General features: G+C 73.4%; 20 protein-coding genes and 1 pseudogene. 13 read left to right on the forward strand and 8 right to left on the reverse strand.

The window, feature by feature from the left end:
• Positions 1 to 255: cation transporting ATPase C-terminal domain-containing protein (locus ACO03V_RS13860; RefSeq protein WP_423137988.1), on the forward strand; the 255-nt coding region annotated here is incomplete at its 5' end.
• Positions 256 to 258: 3 nt separating this feature from the next.
• Here the strand turns inward: ACO03V_RS13860 and ACO03V_RS13865 are convergent.
• Positions 259 to 1170 (reverse strand): hypothetical protein, encoded by a 912-nt coding sequence (locus ACO03V_RS13865; protein WP_423137989.1) that lies wholly within the window; start codon positions 1168 to 1170, stop codon positions 259 to 261.
• Between the two features lie 87 nt (positions 1171 to 1257).
• Between ACO03V_RS13865 and ACO03V_RS13870 the strand changes: the two genes are divergently transcribed.
• The 3 genes from ACO03V_RS13870 to ACO03V_RS13880 all read left to right on the forward strand — a co-directional run bounded on the left by ACO03V_RS13870 (position 1258) and on the right by ACO03V_RS13880 (position 3930).
• Complete coding sequence (locus ACO03V_RS13870; protein WP_423137990.1) at positions 1258 to 2292, forward strand: LLM class flavin-dependent oxidoreductase; 1035 nt, start codon at positions 1258 to 1260, stop codon at positions 2290 to 2292.
• Positions 2293 to 2366: 74 nt separating this feature from the next.
• Positions 2367 to 3536, forward strand: coding sequence for a GNAT family N-acetyltransferase (locus tag ACO03V_RS13875; protein ID WP_423137991.1), 1170 nt, complete (start codon positions 2367 to 2369; stop codon positions 3534 to 3536).
• A gap of 13 nt (positions 3537 to 3549) precedes the next feature.
• Positions 3550 to 3930 carry a hypothetical protein gene (locus ACO03V_RS13880; protein ID WP_423137992.1) on the forward strand — a complete coding sequence of 127 codons (381 nt, stop codon included), beginning with the start codon at positions 3550 to 3552 and terminating at the stop codon, positions 3928 to 3930.
• A 97-nt stretch (positions 3931 to 4027) separates the two neighbouring features.
• Here ACO03V_RS13880 and ACO03V_RS13885 read toward each other — a convergent pair whose 3' ends face one another.
• Positions 4028 to 4384: a hypothetical protein gene (locus tag ACO03V_RS13885; protein WP_423138168.1), complete on the reverse strand. Its 357-nt coding sequence runs from the start codon at positions 4382 to 4384 to the stop codon at positions 4028 to 4030.
• Between ACO03V_RS13885 and ACO03V_RS13890 the strand changes: the two are divergent.
• A pseudogene (locus tag ACO03V_RS13890) lies at positions 4271 to 4528 on the forward strand (HNH endonuclease); the annotation flags it as partial. The gene ACO03V_RS13885 and the pseudogene ACO03V_RS13890 sit on opposite strands and share 114 nt — an antisense overlap.
• Positions 4529 to 4602: 74 nt before the next feature.
• The gene (locus ACO03V_RS13895; RefSeq protein ID WP_423138169.1) at positions 4603 to 5343 is read left to right on the forward strand and encodes an HNH endonuclease signature motif containing protein; all 741 of its coding nucleotides are present in this window, start codon (positions 4603 to 4605) and stop codon (positions 5341 to 5343) included.
• Between the two features lie 40 nt (positions 5344 to 5383).
• Here ACO03V_RS13895 and ACO03V_RS13900 read toward each other — a convergent pair whose 3' ends face one another.
• Positions 5384 to 5947: a ribonuclease H family protein gene (locus ACO03V_RS13900; RefSeq protein WP_423137993.1), complete on the reverse strand. Its 564-nt coding sequence runs from the start codon at positions 5945 to 5947 to the stop codon at positions 5384 to 5386.
• 170 nt (positions 5948 to 6117) lie between these two features.
• On the opposite strand from ACO03V_RS13900, the gene ACO03V_RS13905 reads away from it, so the two are divergent.
• Positions 6118 to 6675, forward strand: a complete 558-nt coding sequence (locus ACO03V_RS13905; protein WP_423137994.1) for a hypothetical protein — start codon at positions 6118 to 6120, stop codon at positions 6673 to 6675.
• A 39-nt stretch (positions 6676 to 6714) separates the two neighbouring features.
• Here ACO03V_RS13905 and gnd read toward each other — a convergent pair whose 3' ends face one another.
• A complete protein-coding gene (gene gnd / locus ACO03V_RS13910; protein ID WP_423137995.1) occupies positions 6715 to 7779 on the reverse strand; it encodes a phosphogluconate dehydrogenase (NAD(+)-dependent, decarboxylating) in 1065 nt (354 codons plus the stop codon).
• A gap of 89 nt (positions 7780 to 7868) precedes the next feature.
• A complete protein-coding gene (locus ACO03V_RS13915) occupies positions 7869 to 8369 on the reverse strand; it encodes a bifunctional nuclease family protein (RefSeq protein WP_423137996.1) in 501 nt (166 codons plus the stop codon).
• Positions 8370 to 8540: 171 nt separating this feature from the next.
• Here ACO03V_RS13915 and ACO03V_RS13920 point away from each other — a divergent pair, with 171 nt between their 5' ends.
• From ACO03V_RS13920 to ACO03V_RS13935, 4 genes are read left to right on the forward strand one after another with little or no spacing between them, the layout of a single operon-like run.
• Entirely contained in the window at positions 8541 to 9527 is a 987-nt protein-coding gene (locus ACO03V_RS13920) for a hypothetical protein (protein WP_423137997.1), read from the forward strand.
• On the forward strand, positions 9524 to 11113 hold the full coding sequence (locus tag ACO03V_RS13925; RefSeq protein ID WP_423137998.1) for a hypothetical protein: 1590 nt from the start codon (positions 9524 to 9526) through the stop codon (positions 11111 to 11113). Before ACO03V_RS13920 ends, ACO03V_RS13925 begins: the two co-directional genes overlap by 4 nt.
• Positions 11110 to 11793 carry an ABC transporter ATP-binding protein gene (locus tag ACO03V_RS13930; RefSeq protein WP_423137999.1) on the forward strand — a complete coding sequence of 228 codons (684 nt, stop codon included), beginning with the start codon at positions 11110 to 11112 and terminating at the stop codon, positions 11791 to 11793. The genes ACO03V_RS13925 and ACO03V_RS13930 overlap by 4 nt, the downstream gene beginning before the upstream one ends.
• Entirely contained in the window at positions 11790 to 13028 is a 1239-nt protein-coding gene (locus ACO03V_RS13935) for an ABC transporter permease (RefSeq protein WP_423138000.1), read from the forward strand. Before ACO03V_RS13930 ends, ACO03V_RS13935 begins: the two co-directional genes overlap by 4 nt.
• A 1-nt stretch (position 13029) precedes the next feature.
• Here the strand turns inward: ACO03V_RS13935 and ACO03V_RS13940 are convergent, their stop codons facing one another.
• Both ACO03V_RS13940 and ACO03V_RS13945 read right to left on the reverse strand, forming a co-directional pair.
• Complete coding sequence (locus tag ACO03V_RS13940; RefSeq protein ID WP_367733607.1) at positions 13030 to 13392, reverse strand: hypothetical protein; 363 nt, start codon at positions 13390 to 13392, stop codon at positions 13030 to 13032.
• Positions 13393 to 13416: 24 nt separating this feature from the next.
• Entirely contained in the window at positions 13417 to 13584 is a 168-nt protein-coding gene (locus tag ACO03V_RS13945; RefSeq protein WP_423138001.1) for a hypothetical protein, read from the reverse strand.
• Between the two features lie 142 nt (positions 13585 to 13726).
• Between ACO03V_RS13945 and ACO03V_RS13950 the strand changes: the two genes are divergently transcribed.
• Both ACO03V_RS13950 and ACO03V_RS13955 read left to right on the forward strand, forming a co-directional pair.
• Positions 13727 to 14008, forward strand: coding sequence for a metal-sensitive transcriptional regulator (locus ACO03V_RS13950; protein WP_367733605.1), 282 nt, complete (start codon positions 13727 to 13729; stop codon positions 14006 to 14008).
• An 18-nt stretch (positions 14009 to 14026) separates the two neighbouring features.
• Positions 14027 to 14245, forward strand: coding sequence for a heavy-metal-associated domain-containing protein (locus ACO03V_RS13955; RefSeq protein WP_423138002.1), 219 nt, complete (start codon positions 14027 to 14029; stop codon positions 14243 to 14245).
• A 16-nt stretch (positions 14246 to 14261) separates the two neighbouring features.
• Here the strand turns inward: ACO03V_RS13955 and ACO03V_RS13960 are convergent, their stop codons facing one another.
• Positions 14262 to 14540, reverse strand: coding sequence for a hypothetical protein (locus ACO03V_RS13960; RefSeq protein WP_423138003.1), 279 nt, complete (start codon positions 14538 to 14540; stop codon positions 14262 to 14264).
• Positions 14541 to 14564: the final 24 nt, after the last annotated feature.

Here is a 14564-nt window from a genome sequence, read left to right on the forward strand (position 1 = left end):
AACTGCCGCTTCCTGCATCGGTCGAGCCTCACGCCGGACGTCTTCCGCGGCAACACGGCCGTGTGGATCACCGTCGGCGCCCTGCTCGTGCTGCAGCTGGCGTACACGTACGTGCCGTTCATCGGCGGCCTCTTCGACGCGCGGCCCCTGGCGCCGCTCACCTGGCTGGTGACGTTCGGCCTCGCCGTGGCGATCTTCTTCGCCGTCGAGGGCCTGAAGGCGATCCGCAACCGGCTGGACCCCGACGAGGACTGATCCTCACTCGGCGTCGCTGAACACCCCGATGCGTTCCCCGTCGAGCACGAACTGCAGGCTCGTGCCGACGGGGAACCGCTCCTGCAGCTCGGCCGGCGCGTCGTCCGAGACGACGAGCTGCGCGGTCGGGGCGAACACGCCCGCCCCGCATCCGCCGTAGACCTGTCCCCCGCGATACGAGCTGTCGGTGTCGGCGATGTCCTCCGAGGGCACAAGGTAGAGGCACAGGTTCTCGGCGTCGTCGGAGTAGACCCGCAGCGCGCCGACCACCGCGGTCAGACCGAAGAAGTCGTCGTACCCGGTGACGCCGTCGGGCGTCGGCCAGAACAGCGGCGGCGGCACGAACGACGGGTCCACCTGCAGGGTGTCGACCTGCGCGACACCGGCCGAGCGGGAGACCGGGGCGAACGTGGTCCCGACCGCCGTCGCGGCGCTGGTCACGGCCGCCACGGCCGCGATCGTCCCGGCCCACAGCCAGAGGGTCCGTTGGGAGCGCACCGCCGGACGTCGACGCCGTCGTCGTCCGGGGGACGTGGATGCCGCCCCCTCCGCGTCCTCGTCCGGGTCGGCGTCCGCGTCGTGGGCGGGGTGCGGGGCGGGGTCGGTGGGATCGGCGGGGTCGGCGCCCGTGGTGGTCGCGCCGGCGGAGTCCGTGCCGGTCGTGTCCGCCGGGGTCCCGATCCCGGCGGCGGGCGTCTCCGCGGCGGCCGCGCCGTCTGGCGTGCCGTCATCGGGGAGGAGCCCGTCCGCGGGCCCGGAGGGGGTGGCATCCGGGGCCGTCGCCCTCCGCAGCCGCTCCTGCTCCTCGAGCTCGCTCAGGCGGGCGACCGCCGCGGGATCGGCGGTGATATCGGCGTCGGGGCCGAACGCCCGCGCGCGCAGACGGGCGAGCTCGTCGCGCACCTCGTCGTCCATGCCTCGATGGTCGCATATGTGCGCCGAGCCGGGGCCGTCTCGCTCCATTCCCGGGAATAGATGTGGGCGCGCGCTGTTGCACCGGGCATGCGTTCTTTCGGCACACTCTCGTTCGGTCATTACGGGCCGCTCGGCGGCGGGCATCACCTGTCCGCGGGCGAGTCGATGCTGCAGGCCATCGACCTGGCGCAGGGCATGGACGATCTCGGCGTCAACGGGATCTCCTTCCGCGTCCACCACTTCGCCCGGCAGCAGGCGGCGCCCATGCCCCTGCTCGCGGCCATCGCCGCCCGGACGCAGCGCATCGAGGTCGGCACCGGCGTCATCGACATGCGGTACGAGAACCCGCTCATGCTCGCCGAGGAGGCGGCATCCGTCGACCTCATCAGCGGCGGCAGACTCGCCCTCGGCGTCAGCCGCGGGTCACCAGAGACGGTCGTGCGCGGCTACGAGGCGTTCGGCTACACCGGGTCGCAGGACCCGCGCGGCGCCGACATCGCCCGCGACCACTTCGACCTCTTCCTGCGCGCCATCGACGGCGAGGGCCTGGCCGAGCGCGACCCGATGAGCCCCTTCGGCGGCGGCACCGGGATGCAGCGCATCGAGCCGCACTCCCCCGGTCTGCGCTCGCGGATCTGGTGGGGCGCCGGCACCGTCGCCACCGCCGAGTGGGCCGGCCGCACGGGCGTGAACCTCATGTCGTCCACGCTGCTCACCGAGGCCGACGGCACGCCGTTCGACATCCTGCAGGCGCAGCAGCTCGACGCGTTCCGCGACGCGTGGCGTCAGGCCGGTCACGCCGGCGAGCCCCTCACCTCGGTGAGCCGCAGCATCTTCCCGATCACGACGGACGAGGACCGCGCCTACTTCGGCGGCTCGGCCGGCTCAGACCAGATCGGCGTCATCGACGGCATGCGCTCGACCTTCGGCAAGACCTACGCCGCGGAGCCCGACGTGCTCGTCGAGCAGCTGCTGAACGACGCCGCGGTGATGAGCGCCGACACGCTGCTCCTCACAATCCCGTCGCAGCTCGGTGTCGCGTTCAACCTGCGTCTGGTCGAGGCGTTCGCGCAGCACGTCGCCCCGGCACTCGGCTGGCGGTCGACCCTGGCCCACGCCTGAGTCGTCCCCGGACAGGACCCTGGATGCCACGGCATCCGGGGTCCTTCTGCGTTCGCGCTCCGTACGCTGGGGTCGTGGACCCCTCGTCGCCCCGCTCCCCGCAGACGCACGACCGGAGCGTCCGGCTCGTGCCGATGGATGCCGCGGGCTCCGACCGCGATGACCTGATCGGGTTCCTGTCGGCGAACTCCTTCCCCTTCCACGGCGTGCCCCGGCCGGACGCCGCGTCCGCCGCCGCGGCGATCGCCTCCGGGGTGTGGAGCGGGCCGGACACCGCGGCGTTCTGGGTCGTGCACGAGACGTGGGGCCGCATCGGCACGCTACGGCTGGACGATCTCGCGGACCCGACCGTCATGCCCGACCTGCGGCTCGGCGAGGAGTACCGTGGCCGCGGTCTGGCGGCGCCGATCCTGCGGGCCGCGACCGCTCACCTGTTCGAGGTCTTCCCCCACGTGCGGCGCTTCGAGGGGCAGACGCGCGAGGACAACGTCGCCATGCGCCGCGCGTTCGCCCGCTGCGGGTGGGTCCAAGAGGCCCACTACCGCGACGGTTGGCCGGTGGCGGGCGGGGAGCCGATGGCATCCATCGCCTCGTCGATCCTGCGTCGGGACGTGCGCGGGCCCGCCGTCGTCCTCACCGGGCTCCTCGTCTGCGCCGACGAGGAGCAGGCGCAGACCGTGCGCGCGCACCTGCCCGCGCACGTCGCCGCGACCCGCGCCGAGCCGGGCTGCGACCGGTTCGAGGTCGAGCCCGACGCGGACGGGCGGACGTGGCATGTCGCGGAGCGGTTCGTCGACGAGGTGTTCTTCGACGCGCATCAGCAGCGCGCGGCGGACAGCGCGTGGGGCCGCGCGACCGCGGGGATCGAGCGGCGGCACACGGTCGAACGGACCGTCCCGCGGGACGTCGTGGCGCGCGCGTGGGCGGCGGAGGAACGGCTTCTGCGTCCGGAGGTCCGCCGGGACCCGGCCGCCGTCGGGGCGCTGCTGGCCGCGGATTTCGCGGAGGTCGGACAGTCCGGTCGCCGCTGGACACGCGACGAGATCATCGCCTCCCTCGCCGCCGCGGAGCCGGGCCCGTCCGATGCCCGTCTCGACGAACGCGAGGGGCGGGTCGTCGCGCCGGACCTGGTCCTGCTGACCTATCTGCTCCGGGCCGGGGACCGCTCGAGCCGGCGGTCCGCGCTGTGGCGGTGCGACCCGGATCCGCGGTGCGTGTGGCACCAGGGGACGCCCGTCCCGTAGCGACGTCCGGGGGGTGCCGTGGACCTCACCCGCGGTGATGGAGGGCGCGCCCCTCCTCGGCCTGCTCGTCACCCTCGTCACAGGAGGCGACCCGACCGTCACGAGTCGCGGCTTCTCGTTCGTCGTGCCCGACTTCGACGAGAACCTCCCGTTGATGATGGCCCTCAGCGGGGTGTTCGCGACGTTGCGCGTCGTCGCGGCCATCGGTCTGCTCCGGAACAGGATGTCGGGCTACGCGTTGTCCCTCGTCATCGGGTGCGTGACGCTGGTGCTCATGGTGTTCATGCTTCCCGCCGGCATCGCGGACGGCGTGCTCTCGGGTGCCGCGCTGATGCTCCTTCTGCGCGTCCGGTACGGCACCGATCCGATCGTGCGATGGACCCTTGTCGGGTGATGCGCTCGCGTCCGCCGGGGGGACGCCCGTCTCCCGACGGCTTATGGGCAGCGTCCTCTCCTCCACCTGTGGACAGCGCCCCCGCGATGTCGGGGGTTCATGGCAGCATGTGCACATGCCAGATCGACCGCTGCTCGACGACCGTGAGGATGCCGTCCTGACCGACGCCATCGCCGGTCTCGTCGCTGCGGAGGCGGCCATCGCCACCCTCGAGGCGGAGAAGACGCTGCACTTCGCGGCCGCGATGCGGGTCGCCCTCGACAGGTCGCGGCATCGGCCCCGGACAGTCCAGGAGCGCGAGATGGCGGTGCGCTCGATCGCGGCCGAGATCGCCGTCGCGCTGCGATGGGGCGACCGCACCGTGCAACGGCGGCTGCAGGAGGCGCTGAGCCTCGTCGACGGCTTCCCCCGCACGCTGCGCGCTCTCGACGAGGGTCTCATCAGCGCAGGTCACGCCCATGTGATCAGCGAGATCGGCGGCGTCCTGGACGACCCCGAGGTGCGCGCCGTCTTCGAGACGCGTGTCGTCGAACGTGCGACGGTCGACACCGTGGCGCGCACGCGCGCCTACGCCCGCGCGCTCGTCGAGGAACTGCGTCCCGACACGATCGAGGAGCGGTTCGCCACGGCGGAGCAGGCCCGCCGCGTCTGGACGAGGACGAGGTCGACGGCATGGCCCGCCTCGGCGTCATCGACGGCGCCGTCAAGATCCGGGCGATGTTCGACCGGCTCACCCGGCAGGCCCGGGCGGTGCGCGACGTCGCGCGGGATGCCGCGGCCTCCCCCGACACAGCGGTCACCGACACCCGCACCCTCGACCAGACGCGCGCCGACCTGCTTTGCGACCTCGTCCTCGCGGGCCAGCCGGCCGTCGACCTCACCGGCGAGCTGCTCCCCGGCGGACTGGGCGCGATCCGCGCGCACGTCGCCGTCACCGTCCCGGTGCGGACGGCGGCCGGACTCGACGAGCGCGGCGCCCTCGCGGACGGGCAGAGCCCCATCGACGCCGCCACCGCCCGCTGCCTGATGGCCGGGGCTCCCGATTGGGACCGCGTGCTCACCCACCCCGTCACCGCCACGGTGCTTGAGGTCGACCGCTACCGCCCCACCCCCGCGCTCCGTCGACGGCTGGCGGCCCGCGACGTGCGGTGCCGGTTCCCGGGATGCCGCCAGCCCGCGCACCGCTGCCAGGTGGACCACAATCACGATCACGCGAAGGGCGGCCGCACCTCGCTCGGCAACCTCGCGCACCTCTGCCTCCGCCACCACACCCTGAAGACCGAGACACCCTGGACGGCGGAGCAGAGACCCGACGGCAGCCTCCTCTGGACGAGCCCGCTGGGACGGACGGTCACCGACCGGCCTGAGACGACCGTCGCCTTCGTCCCCGACCCCGATCCGCCCCCGTTCTGATCGGGAACGGAAGGGATGCCACCGGGCCGACCCCGGCGATCTACCGCCTGACGCGGTCCCCCGCGGACCGCGGCGGCGCGACCGCGACGTCGAGCGGGTCGAGGCCGCGCAGCGACGTCCAGATGAGCTCCTCGCCCTTCGCGGCGTGCTGCGACGCGCGCACGGCCCGCTCGTCGGCCCAGGAGTTCAGCACGTGCCCGCTGTGCCCGCGCACGTGCTCGAGCACGACGTCCGGGAGCCCCGCCGCGCGACGCGCATCCCGCGCGGCGATCAGCGCCTCGAGGATCCCGCGATTGGCCACAGGCTTCTTCGCACTGGTCACCCAGCCGCGGCGGCGGTGGCCGTCCATCCACGAGGAGTACGTGTCGATCGCGTACTTCGAGTCGGCCTGCACCACGAGCTCCCGCACGTCGGAGTGGTCGGTGATCGCGTAGAGCAGCCCGAGCAGCTCGCCGATGTTGTTCGTGCCCTCGGGGATCGACCCGGCCGCCCAGTGCCCGTCCTCGCCCACCCACGCCCACCCCGCCGGACCCGGGTTGCCCTTGCAGGCACCGTCGGTCGCGACGACGTAACGGTCGGTACGGGAGGCGGCGGTCTCGCTCATCCCTCCAGTCTCTCCCGGCGCCGCCCCGTCAGCGAACCACGCCGGCCGACCGGGCCAAACGGCGGGTGAATTCCTCCTCGCCGCACAGCGCGATGGCGTGCCCGCGGCCGGGCGGTCCTCGGGCGGCAGGTCAGGCTGACGTGGCCCACGCCCGTCGACGAAAGCGAACCATGTCTCTTCCCGACTCCCCCGACTCGCCCGACTCCCCCGCGCCCGCCGGTCTTTCCCGCGGCGCCCGCCTCGTCCTCGTCCTCGGCGGTCTCGTCACCGCCGGCGCCCTCGTCTTCCTGGGCGCGACGCTCCTCGGCCCCCCGTCCATCGAGGACGACGACGCCGCCGCGACCGGGCAGCTCCTGGCGTGGAAGACGACGTTCGAGACCTACCGCGAGCAGAACGGCGCCTTCCCCGAGCTGCCCGACGGCGGCTACTGCCTCGGCACCGGCTACCCCGTCGGCACCGGCGGCACCGCGAACTGCCGCGACTACCAGGGGGAGTCGTTCTACACCGAGGAGGCGAGCGCCCCCCTCCGCGAGGCGCTCGGCACCGTCGGCGACCTGCCCACCGGGATCGGGCAGATCGTCAACGGCACCGTCGGACCGTGGGTCCTGTATCAGCCGGACCGCATCGACCTCCTCACGGCGGAGCAGGACTTCTGCGCCGAGCCCGCGACGGACGTCTGGTCCGACGACGCGGGCCGCCACGTCTGCCTGATCAGCCTCGACCGCTGACGCCGCCCGTCCCCGACAGGCGGCGTCAGCGGGCCGGGATCAGCGCTCGCCGCCGCTCTCGGCCTTCTTCGACCCCGCCTCGAGCACGTCGCCGGCCGGGAGCTCCTGGTGCCCGCCGAACTGCAGGCGCATCGCCGAGAGCACCTGGTTGGCGAAGTGGTCCTCGCCGCGGGAGGCGAACCGCTCGAACAGGGATGCCGCCAGCACCGGCGCCGGGACGCCCGTGTCGACCGCCGCCTTCACCGTCCACCGGCCCTCGCCCGAGTCGGACACGCGTCCGGCCAGCCCGTCGAGGGTCGGGTTCTGCGCCAGCGCCGCGGCGGTCAGGTCCAGCAGCCAGGACGAGATGACCGAGCCCCGGCGCCACAGCTCCGACACCTTGGCCGTGTCGATGTCGAACTGGTAGAACTCCGGCTCCTCGAGCGGGGCGACCTCGGCCGAGTGCTCGCCCTGCCGCAGGCCGGCATCGGCGTTGTGCAGGATGTTCAGCCCCTCGGCGAGCGCGGCCATGATCCCGTACTCGATGCCGTTGTGCACCATCTTCACGAAGTGACCGGCACCGGACGGGCCGCAGTGCAGGTATCCGCTCTCCTCGGGCGTGATCTCGCCGGTGCGGCCGGGCGTGCGCTCGACCCCGCCCGGACCGGGGGCGATGGTGCGCAGCACCGGCTCCAGGTGCGAGACGGCCTCGTCGTGACCGCCGACCATCAGGCAGTACCCGCGCTCGAGGCCGAACACCCCGCCGCTCGTCCCGACGTCGACGTAATGGATGCCGCTGTCGTTCAGCGCCGCCGCGCGCCGAACGTCGTCGCGGTAGTTCGAGTTGCCGCCGTCGATGATGATGTCGCCGGCCTCGAGCACCTCCGCGACCTGGTCGACCACGGATCCGGTCAGCCCCGCAGGGATCATGAGCCACACGGCACGCGGCTTCTCCAGCTTCGCGGCGAGGTCGGCGATGCTGTCCGCACCGGTCGCCCCCTCCGCGACGAGCCCCGCCACCGCGTCGCTGTTGACGTCGTACACGACGCAGTCGTGCCCGTCCTTCATGAGTCTGCGGACGATGTTGGCGCCCATCCGTCCGAGTCCGACCATGGCGATCTGCATCCGTACCCCGTTCGTCGCTCGGGGCGGGCGTCTCCCGTCCCGCAGGCGAGTCTAGGAGCGCCGCCGGATCCCGCGGAGGGGGTGGCGCGTCACCTCTCGAAGTCCTCCGGATCCACGTCGTCGAGGAACCGCCGGAACTCCTCCACCCGCTCCTCGTCGTCGCCCTCCTCGACCTGCACGGCCTCGTCGGGCACGCCGGCCTCCGCCATGACGTCGTCGGCCACGAAGATGTCCGCCTTCACGCGCGACGCGAGGGCGATGGCATCCGAGGGCCGGGAATCGAGGACCCGGATGCCGCCCGGTGTGGCGATCGTGATCTCGGCGTAGAACGTGCCCTGGGCGATGCGCGTCACGTCCACCCGTTCGACCGTCGTCCCCACCTCGCGCAGCAGGGCCGTCATGAGGTCGTGGGCGAGCGGCCGCGGCACCTCCGTGCCCTCGACGGCGACGAGGATCGACATGGCCTCCTGCGCACCGATCCACACCGGCAGCACACGCCCCTCCCCGGGCTCGTCGTGCACGGGCTTGAGCAGGATGACGTGCTGCTGGGACGGGTCGAGGGCGACACCGACCACGCGGACCTGCACCACCGCCCACCTCCTCCGACCGCTACGGGTGAAGTGCCAGGTTACGTCGCTCGACGGATCTCCCGCACGGGCATCTCGATCGGCGGGCCGATGTGCTTCACCCACCCGGCCGACGACCGGGGCCGCTCCCGGTTGCGACGGTGATGTGGTCCCGTGGCACCTGAAGGAGACCTCATGCACATCACCCGCACCGCTCTCGCGCTCACCGCGTCCACCGCCGCCCTCCTGCTCCTGGCCGGCTGCACGTCCGCCGCACCCGCGTCCCCGTCGGACGGGTCCGCCCCCGCGACCTCCCCGCTGGGCGCGTACCTCGACGCCATGTACGGCCTCAACGGCAGCCCCGACGAACGGAAGGCGACCGACGATGCCGAACAGGCGGAGATCGAGGGACGCATCGCGTCCTGCATGGCCCGGCAGGGCTTCACCTACCGGCCGCAGACCCGTTCCTCCCGCGACCTGGCGGGCGGCGACGCCGAATGGAAGCCGAACGACCGTGACTGGGTCGCCCAGTGGGGCTACGGCGCCGTGGACTACCCCGGCGACTCCGGCTCCGCCACCGAGAAAACGGATCCCAACGCGGCATACCTCGAGACGCTGTCGTCGTCGGAGCGCGCCGCCTGGGAGACGGCGCTGTACGGCTCGGCGTCGGGCGCGGACGGCACGATGTCGGACGAGCGCCTCGCCGAAGCCGGCGGCTGCTGGGGCCAGGCGACCGAGGAGGCGTCCTCCGACCCGCTCTCGACGGACCAGTTCGCCCCGCTGCTCGACGCCATGAACCAGTTCGAGGAGCAGCAGGCGCGCTGGCCCGGCCAGGCCCAGCTCGACGCGGAGTGGTCGGCCTGCATGGCGGAGGCGGGCCGCTCGGGCATCCCGTCGCCCCGCGATGCGCAGGACCGGATCTTCACGCAGGTCAGCGACCTGGCCAAGAAGGACAAGGGCTCCGAGAAGAGCTCCTCGACCGCGCGCACCCCCGAGATGGATGCCATGAAGAAGACCGAGGTCGAGATGGCCCTCGCGGACCTGGACTGCCGGCAGAAGACCGATTACGACGCCCGTGCTGAGAAGGTGCGCTGGACCGCCGAGGAGCAGTTCGTCGCCGATCACAAGGCGGAGCTCGACGCGGCGAAGGCGGCGGCCGAGCAGTCGCAGGCACGCTCGTGAACGACCGGATGGAGGAGGATGCCGCCCTGCAGGACCTCGGCCTGGCGGACGGCCCCGGGGAGACGGCGGAGCCGCCGCCCCGGCGCTCCGTCCGGGAGCGGGTGGCCGGGTGGCGCGGGATCGTCGGACGCAACCGGGCGTTGTGGATCACCACGGCCGTCGCCGTGGCATCCCTCGTCGCCGGTCTCGTCGTCGGGCGGTTCGTCGTCTCGCCGGCCGACGCCGCCGCGAGCGCCGCTGCCCCGCCCGCGGGCTTCGTGACGGTGCCGGTCGAGTCCGGCCCCCTCAGCAACGACGTCACGCTCCGCGCCGAGGTGGGGTACGCCGACCCCGTCCAGGTGCAGGTGGACACTTCGGGGCTGCAGGGCGCCGCGGTCGTCACCGGCCAGGTGCCGGCCGTCGGCGCCGAGCTCGGCCCGCTGGCCGTCGCCCTGGAGGTCGCAGGGCGCCCGGTGATCGTGCTCCCGGGAGACCTGCCCTCGTACCGGACGCTGCGGTACGGGGTCTCCGGTCCCGACGTCGCGCAGTTCAAGCAGGCGATGCGCACCATCGGCCTCGACGCCGGCGACCCCGCCGACCCCCGCTTCGACGAGCAGGCCGCGCAGTCGGTCGCCGCGCTCTACACGCAGGTCGGGTACCCCGCCCCCGCCACCGACGCGGACTCGGTCTCGTCGCTGCGCAGTGCCCAGGCGGGGGTCCGCGCCGCGGAGCAGGCCGTCGCGACGGCGCAGGGCGATCTCGCCAAGGCCGGCGCCGGAACGGGCGCCGTGGACATCCGCGAGGCCGACAACGCCGTGGCCAGCGCGCGCCGCGCCGTGGACGCCGCGCGCGCGGAGTCGCCGCAAGATGCGGGACGCATCGCGGACCTCGAGGACGCCCTGGGCCTCGCGCAGCTGCGCCGCCAACAGCTGGATGCCCACCCCGACACGGCGGCGGCGCGCGCGGCCGTCGATGCCGCCCAGAGCCAGCTCCGCGACGCGCGGGACGAGCTCACCCGCGCTCAACAGGGCGCGCTGCCCGTCCTTCCCGCCGGGGAGCTGCTGTACCTGACGCAGCTGCCCCGCCGCGTCGACGCCGTGGAGGCTCGCCGCGGGGCGGAGCTCAAGGGCACGGCGATGACCGTCTCGGGCGCGACGGTGGCGCTGAACGGAGCCGCTGGCGATGCGGACGCCAAGCTCCTGCGCGTCGGCGCCGCCGCGGCGTTCGACCTTCCCGACGGCACCTCTCACCCCGCCACCGTCGCGGCCCTGACGCCGGGCAAGACGGCGAGCGACCGCTGGACGGTCACCCTGACGCCGGAGCCGCTGCGACCGGAGCAGCTGGCGCAGCTGCAGGGGAAGAACGTGCGGGTGAGCGTCTCGGTCGGCACGACCGAGGGCGACGTGCTGCACGTTCCGGTCGCCGCCCTGTCGGCGGGACCCGGCGGCGAGAGCCGCGTCGAGGTCGTGGAGGGCGACCCGCGCTCCCCCGAGACGAGGACGCACCTCGTCGTCGTGGAGACCGGACTTGCCGCGGCGGGCGCGGTGGAGGTCCGGCCGGTCGACGGCGGCCTATCGCGCGGCGACCTCGTGGTGGTCGGACGATGACCGCCGCCGCCGCGGTCATCGAGCTGCACGAGGTCACGCGCTCCTTCCCGGGACCGCCCGAGGTGCAGGCCCTGCGAGGGGTGAACCTGCGGGTGAACGAAGGCGACTACGTGTCGATCGTCGGCCCCAGCGGATCGGGCAAGTCGACCATGCTCAACATCCTCGGCCTGCTCGACCGCCCGACCGTGGGCGCATACGTCCTGGCCGGCGAGGACACCGGTGCACTGACGGAGGACGAGCGCGCCGCCGTCCGGGCGCGCAAGCTCGGCTTCGTGTTCCAGTCGTTCCACCTCATGCCCCGTCGCACCGTCCTCGAGAACGTCTCGCTGCCGATGCTCTACAGCGGTGCTCCGCGCGCCGAACGCGAGCCGCGGGCGAGGGAGGCCTTGCACAGGGTCGGGCTGTCGCACCGTGTGGACTTCCGCCCCGGCGTGCTCTCCGGAGGAGAGCGGCAGCGCGTCGCCGTGGCCCGCGCCGTGGTGACCCGCCCCCGCGTCCTCCTCGCGGACGAGCCGACCGGCAACCTCGACCAGCACACCACCGGGGAGATCATGACCCTCTTCGAGGAGCTGAACGCCGACGGCCTCACACTCGTCGTCATCACGCACGATCAGCACGTCGCCGACCGGGCCCGCCGGACCATCCGCATCGCCGACGGCCGCATGCAGGAGCTGACATGAGCATCGCGCCCGTTCCCCGCGCCGACCGGTTCGGCGTCGGCGACCTCCTCGCCGAGGCCACCGCCGACATCGGCGCCCGGCCGGGGCGTCTGCTCATGACCCTCGCCGGCACCGTCCTCGGCATCGGCGCGCTCGTGGCCACGGCCGGGTTCTCCCAGACTGCGTCGGGCCAGATCGCCCGTCAGTTCGACGCGGTCGCGGCCACGCAGATCGTCGTCAAGCCCGCCACCGCGGCGACCGGCGGCGGCAGGTCGGTGGCCACGACGAAGCTGCCGTGGGACGCGGCCGACCGTCTCGAACGCCTCGCGGGCGTCGAGGCAGCGAGCCTGCTGACGCGCGTCGACCGGGACAAGGGCACGATCACCGCCGTGTCGGTCATGGACCCGTCCGCCCCGGTCACCGTGCCGCCGCCGCTCTACGCCGCGTCCGGGGAGCTGCTGCAGACGGTCGGCGGGCACCTCCTCACGGGGCGCTCCTTCGACGAGGGCCACGACGCCCGGCACGACCGCGTCGCGCTGCTCGGAGCCCACGCCGCCGAGTCGCTCGGCGTCACGCGGATCGACACGCAGCCGTCGATCTTCATCGACGGCATCAGCTACGCCGTGGTGGGCGTCTTCGACGAGGTCGAACGGTCGGGAGAGCTGCTGGACGGCGTCGTCGTCCCCACCGGCACCGCTCGCGCGGACTTCGCCCTGAGCGCCCCGGGCGACGTGCGCGCCAGGATCGCGGTCGGCGCCGGACCGCAGCTGCGCGCGCAGGTCCCCCTGGCCATCGCCCCCGACGATCCGGGGTCGATCGAGGTGGGCGCCCCCGCGGGTCGCAGCGACCTCAGCAGCAGCGTGCAGTCCGACCTCGGCGTGGTCTTCTTCGTCCTGGGACTGATCGTCCTGCTCGCCGGCGGCCTCGGCATCGCCAACGTCACGATGCTGTCGGTCATGGAACGGGTGGGCGAGATCGGCCTCCGCCGGGCCCTCGGCGCCACCCGTCGGCAGATCGGCGGCCAGTTCGTCGTCGAGTCGGTGGTGATCGGCCTGCTGGGCGGTCTCATCGGGTCCTCGGTCGGCGTCTTCGCCGTGGTGGCGCTGTCGATCGCGCAGGGCTGGACACCGGTGCTCGACCCGCTGGTCGCCGTGGGCGGCGCACTGCTGGGCGCCCTCGTGGGGCTGGGGGCGGGCGGCATCCCGAGCCGTCGAGCCGCGCGCATCGAACCGGTGGTCGCCCTGCGGGGCGCGTGAATCACCACCCGTGGGCGTTGAACCACGCGCGTCGGCGGTCCGCGTCGGCGCGCGTTGCGTCGCCGCGCCAGGAGTCGTGCTCCGCCAGCCGTCCGTCGTCGGTCAGCGGGGCGAACGCCCAGCACACCGGGCAGAGGGCGCGGCCGTCCGGGAACCCGTCCTCCAGTCGCGCAGCCGGCTCCGCCGGGGAACCGGAGCCGGGGCACAGCGGCGGGTCCGCCTGGACGTCGCTCCACATGAGCGATCCGCCGCGGCGGTGGTGCAGGCCGCGGTGGTCCTTCTCGCGGGTGCAGATCTCACCACGTCGCCGGCTGAGGCACAGGCGGCGGGCGGCACCCGGGAGAGCGGCGAGAGAACGCGTCACAAGACGATTCTCTCCTCCCGGGGATTAGGCGGCGCCGGCCTCGCGTCGGGGCGCGGCGTCGGAGGCCGGGCGCTCGACTGCCGGTGCGGGCGCGTCCGCGACGGGCGGCCGACGGCGGCGGGGCCGCAGCGGCGGCAGGTGCGCGATGCGCACGGGACGGTTGGGTCCGGTGGGGGTGGGGTCGGCGGTCATCTCCGACCACCACCGGTGCGACTGTGCAGCATGTCGTCCTCCTGGTGCTTCGAGAATGCGCCGGGGACCGGCTGCGGCGGAGGGGGTTGACAAGGGGCGCCCACTGAGCCGTCGTATACCCTCCGGGGGTATCATGGATGCCATGCACGGGTACGAGGGACGCAAGGACGAGCTGCTCAAGCGGCTGCGCCGCGCCGAAGGTCAGGTGCGCGGGATCGCGCGCATGATCGAGGAGGACCAGTACTGCATCGACGTGCTGACGCAGGTCTCGGCGGCGACCAAGGCGCTGGAGACCGTCGCCCTGTCCCTGCTCGACGACCACCTGTCGCACTGCGTCGCCGAGGCGGCCGCCCAGGGCGGACCGGTCGCCGAGGAGAAGCTGCGCGAGGCCAACCAGGCCATCGCCCGTCTTGTCCGTTCCTGAACCCCCGAGGAGAACCCCATGACCGAGACAACCCGTGAGCTCCGCGTCGAGGGGATGACGTGCGACCACTGCGTCCGCGCGGTCACCGCCGAGCTGTCCGCGGTCGAGAACGTCACCGCCGTCTCTGTCGACCTCCGCGCCGGTGCGACCTCGGCCGTGCGCGTGACGACGTCCGGACCGGTGGACGACCGTGCCGTGGCGGCCGCGATCGACGAGGCCGGCTACACCCTCGCCTGAGACCTCCGACGCGGGATCAGACGCGCCAGCGCAGGACGGCGTCCACGGCCGCGTGGAACGTGAGGTGCTGCGCGACCTCGACCGCACGGTCGTAGCGCGGACCCCCGAGGGCGACGAAGATCGAGCCGACGACCTCGACGTACCCGACGATGTAGCCCCCGCTGGCCACCTCGTAGAGGTCCAGATCGACGCGCGTCCAGGGGATCTCCGTGATGGCCGGGCCGATCGGCGCCGACGCGGCGGCCGTGCGCGAGACCTTCGAACCCTGACGACTGAGCGGGGCTTCCATGACCATGTGAGGACTCCTTGCGTCAGGGGG

The organism is Microbacterium sp. HMH0099 (genome assembly GCF_049384025.1).
Classification (GTDB): domain Bacteria; phylum Actinomycetota; class Actinomycetes; order Actinomycetales; family Microbacteriaceae; genus Microbacterium.

Bases quoted from the DNA above. Each gene is read 5' to 3' on its own strand.
- ACO03V_RS13865 (WP_423137989.1), bottom strand. From the start codon at position 1,170: ATGGACGACGAGGTGCGCGACGAGCTCGCCCGTCTGCGCGCGCGGGCG.
- ACO03V_RS13870 (WP_423137990.1), top strand. From the start codon at position 1,258: ATGCGTTCTTTCGGCACACTCTCGTTCGGTCATTACGGGCCGCTCGGC.
- ACO03V_RS13895 (WP_423138169.1), top strand. From the start codon at position 4,603: ATGGCCCGCCTCGGCGTCATCGACGGCGCCGTCAAGATCCGGGCGATG.
- ACO03V_RS13900 (WP_423137993.1), bottom strand. From the start codon at position 5,947: ATGAGCGAGACCGCCGCCTCCCGTACCGACCGTTACGTCGTCGCGACC.
- ACO03V_RS13905 (WP_423137994.1), top strand. From the start codon at position 6,118: ATGTCTCTTCCCGACTCCCCCGACTCGCCCGACTCCCCCGCGCCCGCC.
- gnd (WP_423137995.1), bottom strand. From the start codon at position 7,779: ATGCAGATCGCCATGGTCGGACTCGGACGGATGGGCGCCAACATCGTC.
- ACO03V_RS13920 (WP_423137997.1), top strand. From the start codon at position 8,541: ATGCACATCACCCGCACCGCTCTCGCGCTCACCGCGTCCACCGCCGCC.
- ACO03V_RS13930 (WP_423137999.1), top strand. From the start codon at position 11,110: ATGACCGCCGCCGCCGCGGTCATCGAGCTGCACGAGGTCACGCGCTCC.
- ACO03V_RS13935 (WP_423138000.1), top strand. From the start codon at position 11,790: ATGAGCATCGCGCCCGTTCCCCGCGCCGACCGGTTCGGCGTCGGCGAC.
- ACO03V_RS13945 (WP_423138001.1), bottom strand. From the start codon at position 13,584: ATGACCGCCGACCCCACCCCCACCGGACCCAACCGTCCCGTGCGCATC.
- ACO03V_RS13950 (WP_367733605.1), top strand. From the start codon at position 13,727: ATGCACGGGTACGAGGGACGCAAGGACGAGCTGCTCAAGCGGCTGCGC.
- ACO03V_RS13955 (WP_423138002.1), top strand. From the start codon at position 14,027: ATGACCGAGACAACCCGTGAGCTCCGCGTCGAGGGGATGACGTGCGAC.
- ACO03V_RS13960 (WP_423138003.1), bottom strand. From the start codon at position 14,540: ATGGTCATGGAAGCCCCGCTCAGTCGTCAGGGTTCGAAGGTCTCGCGC.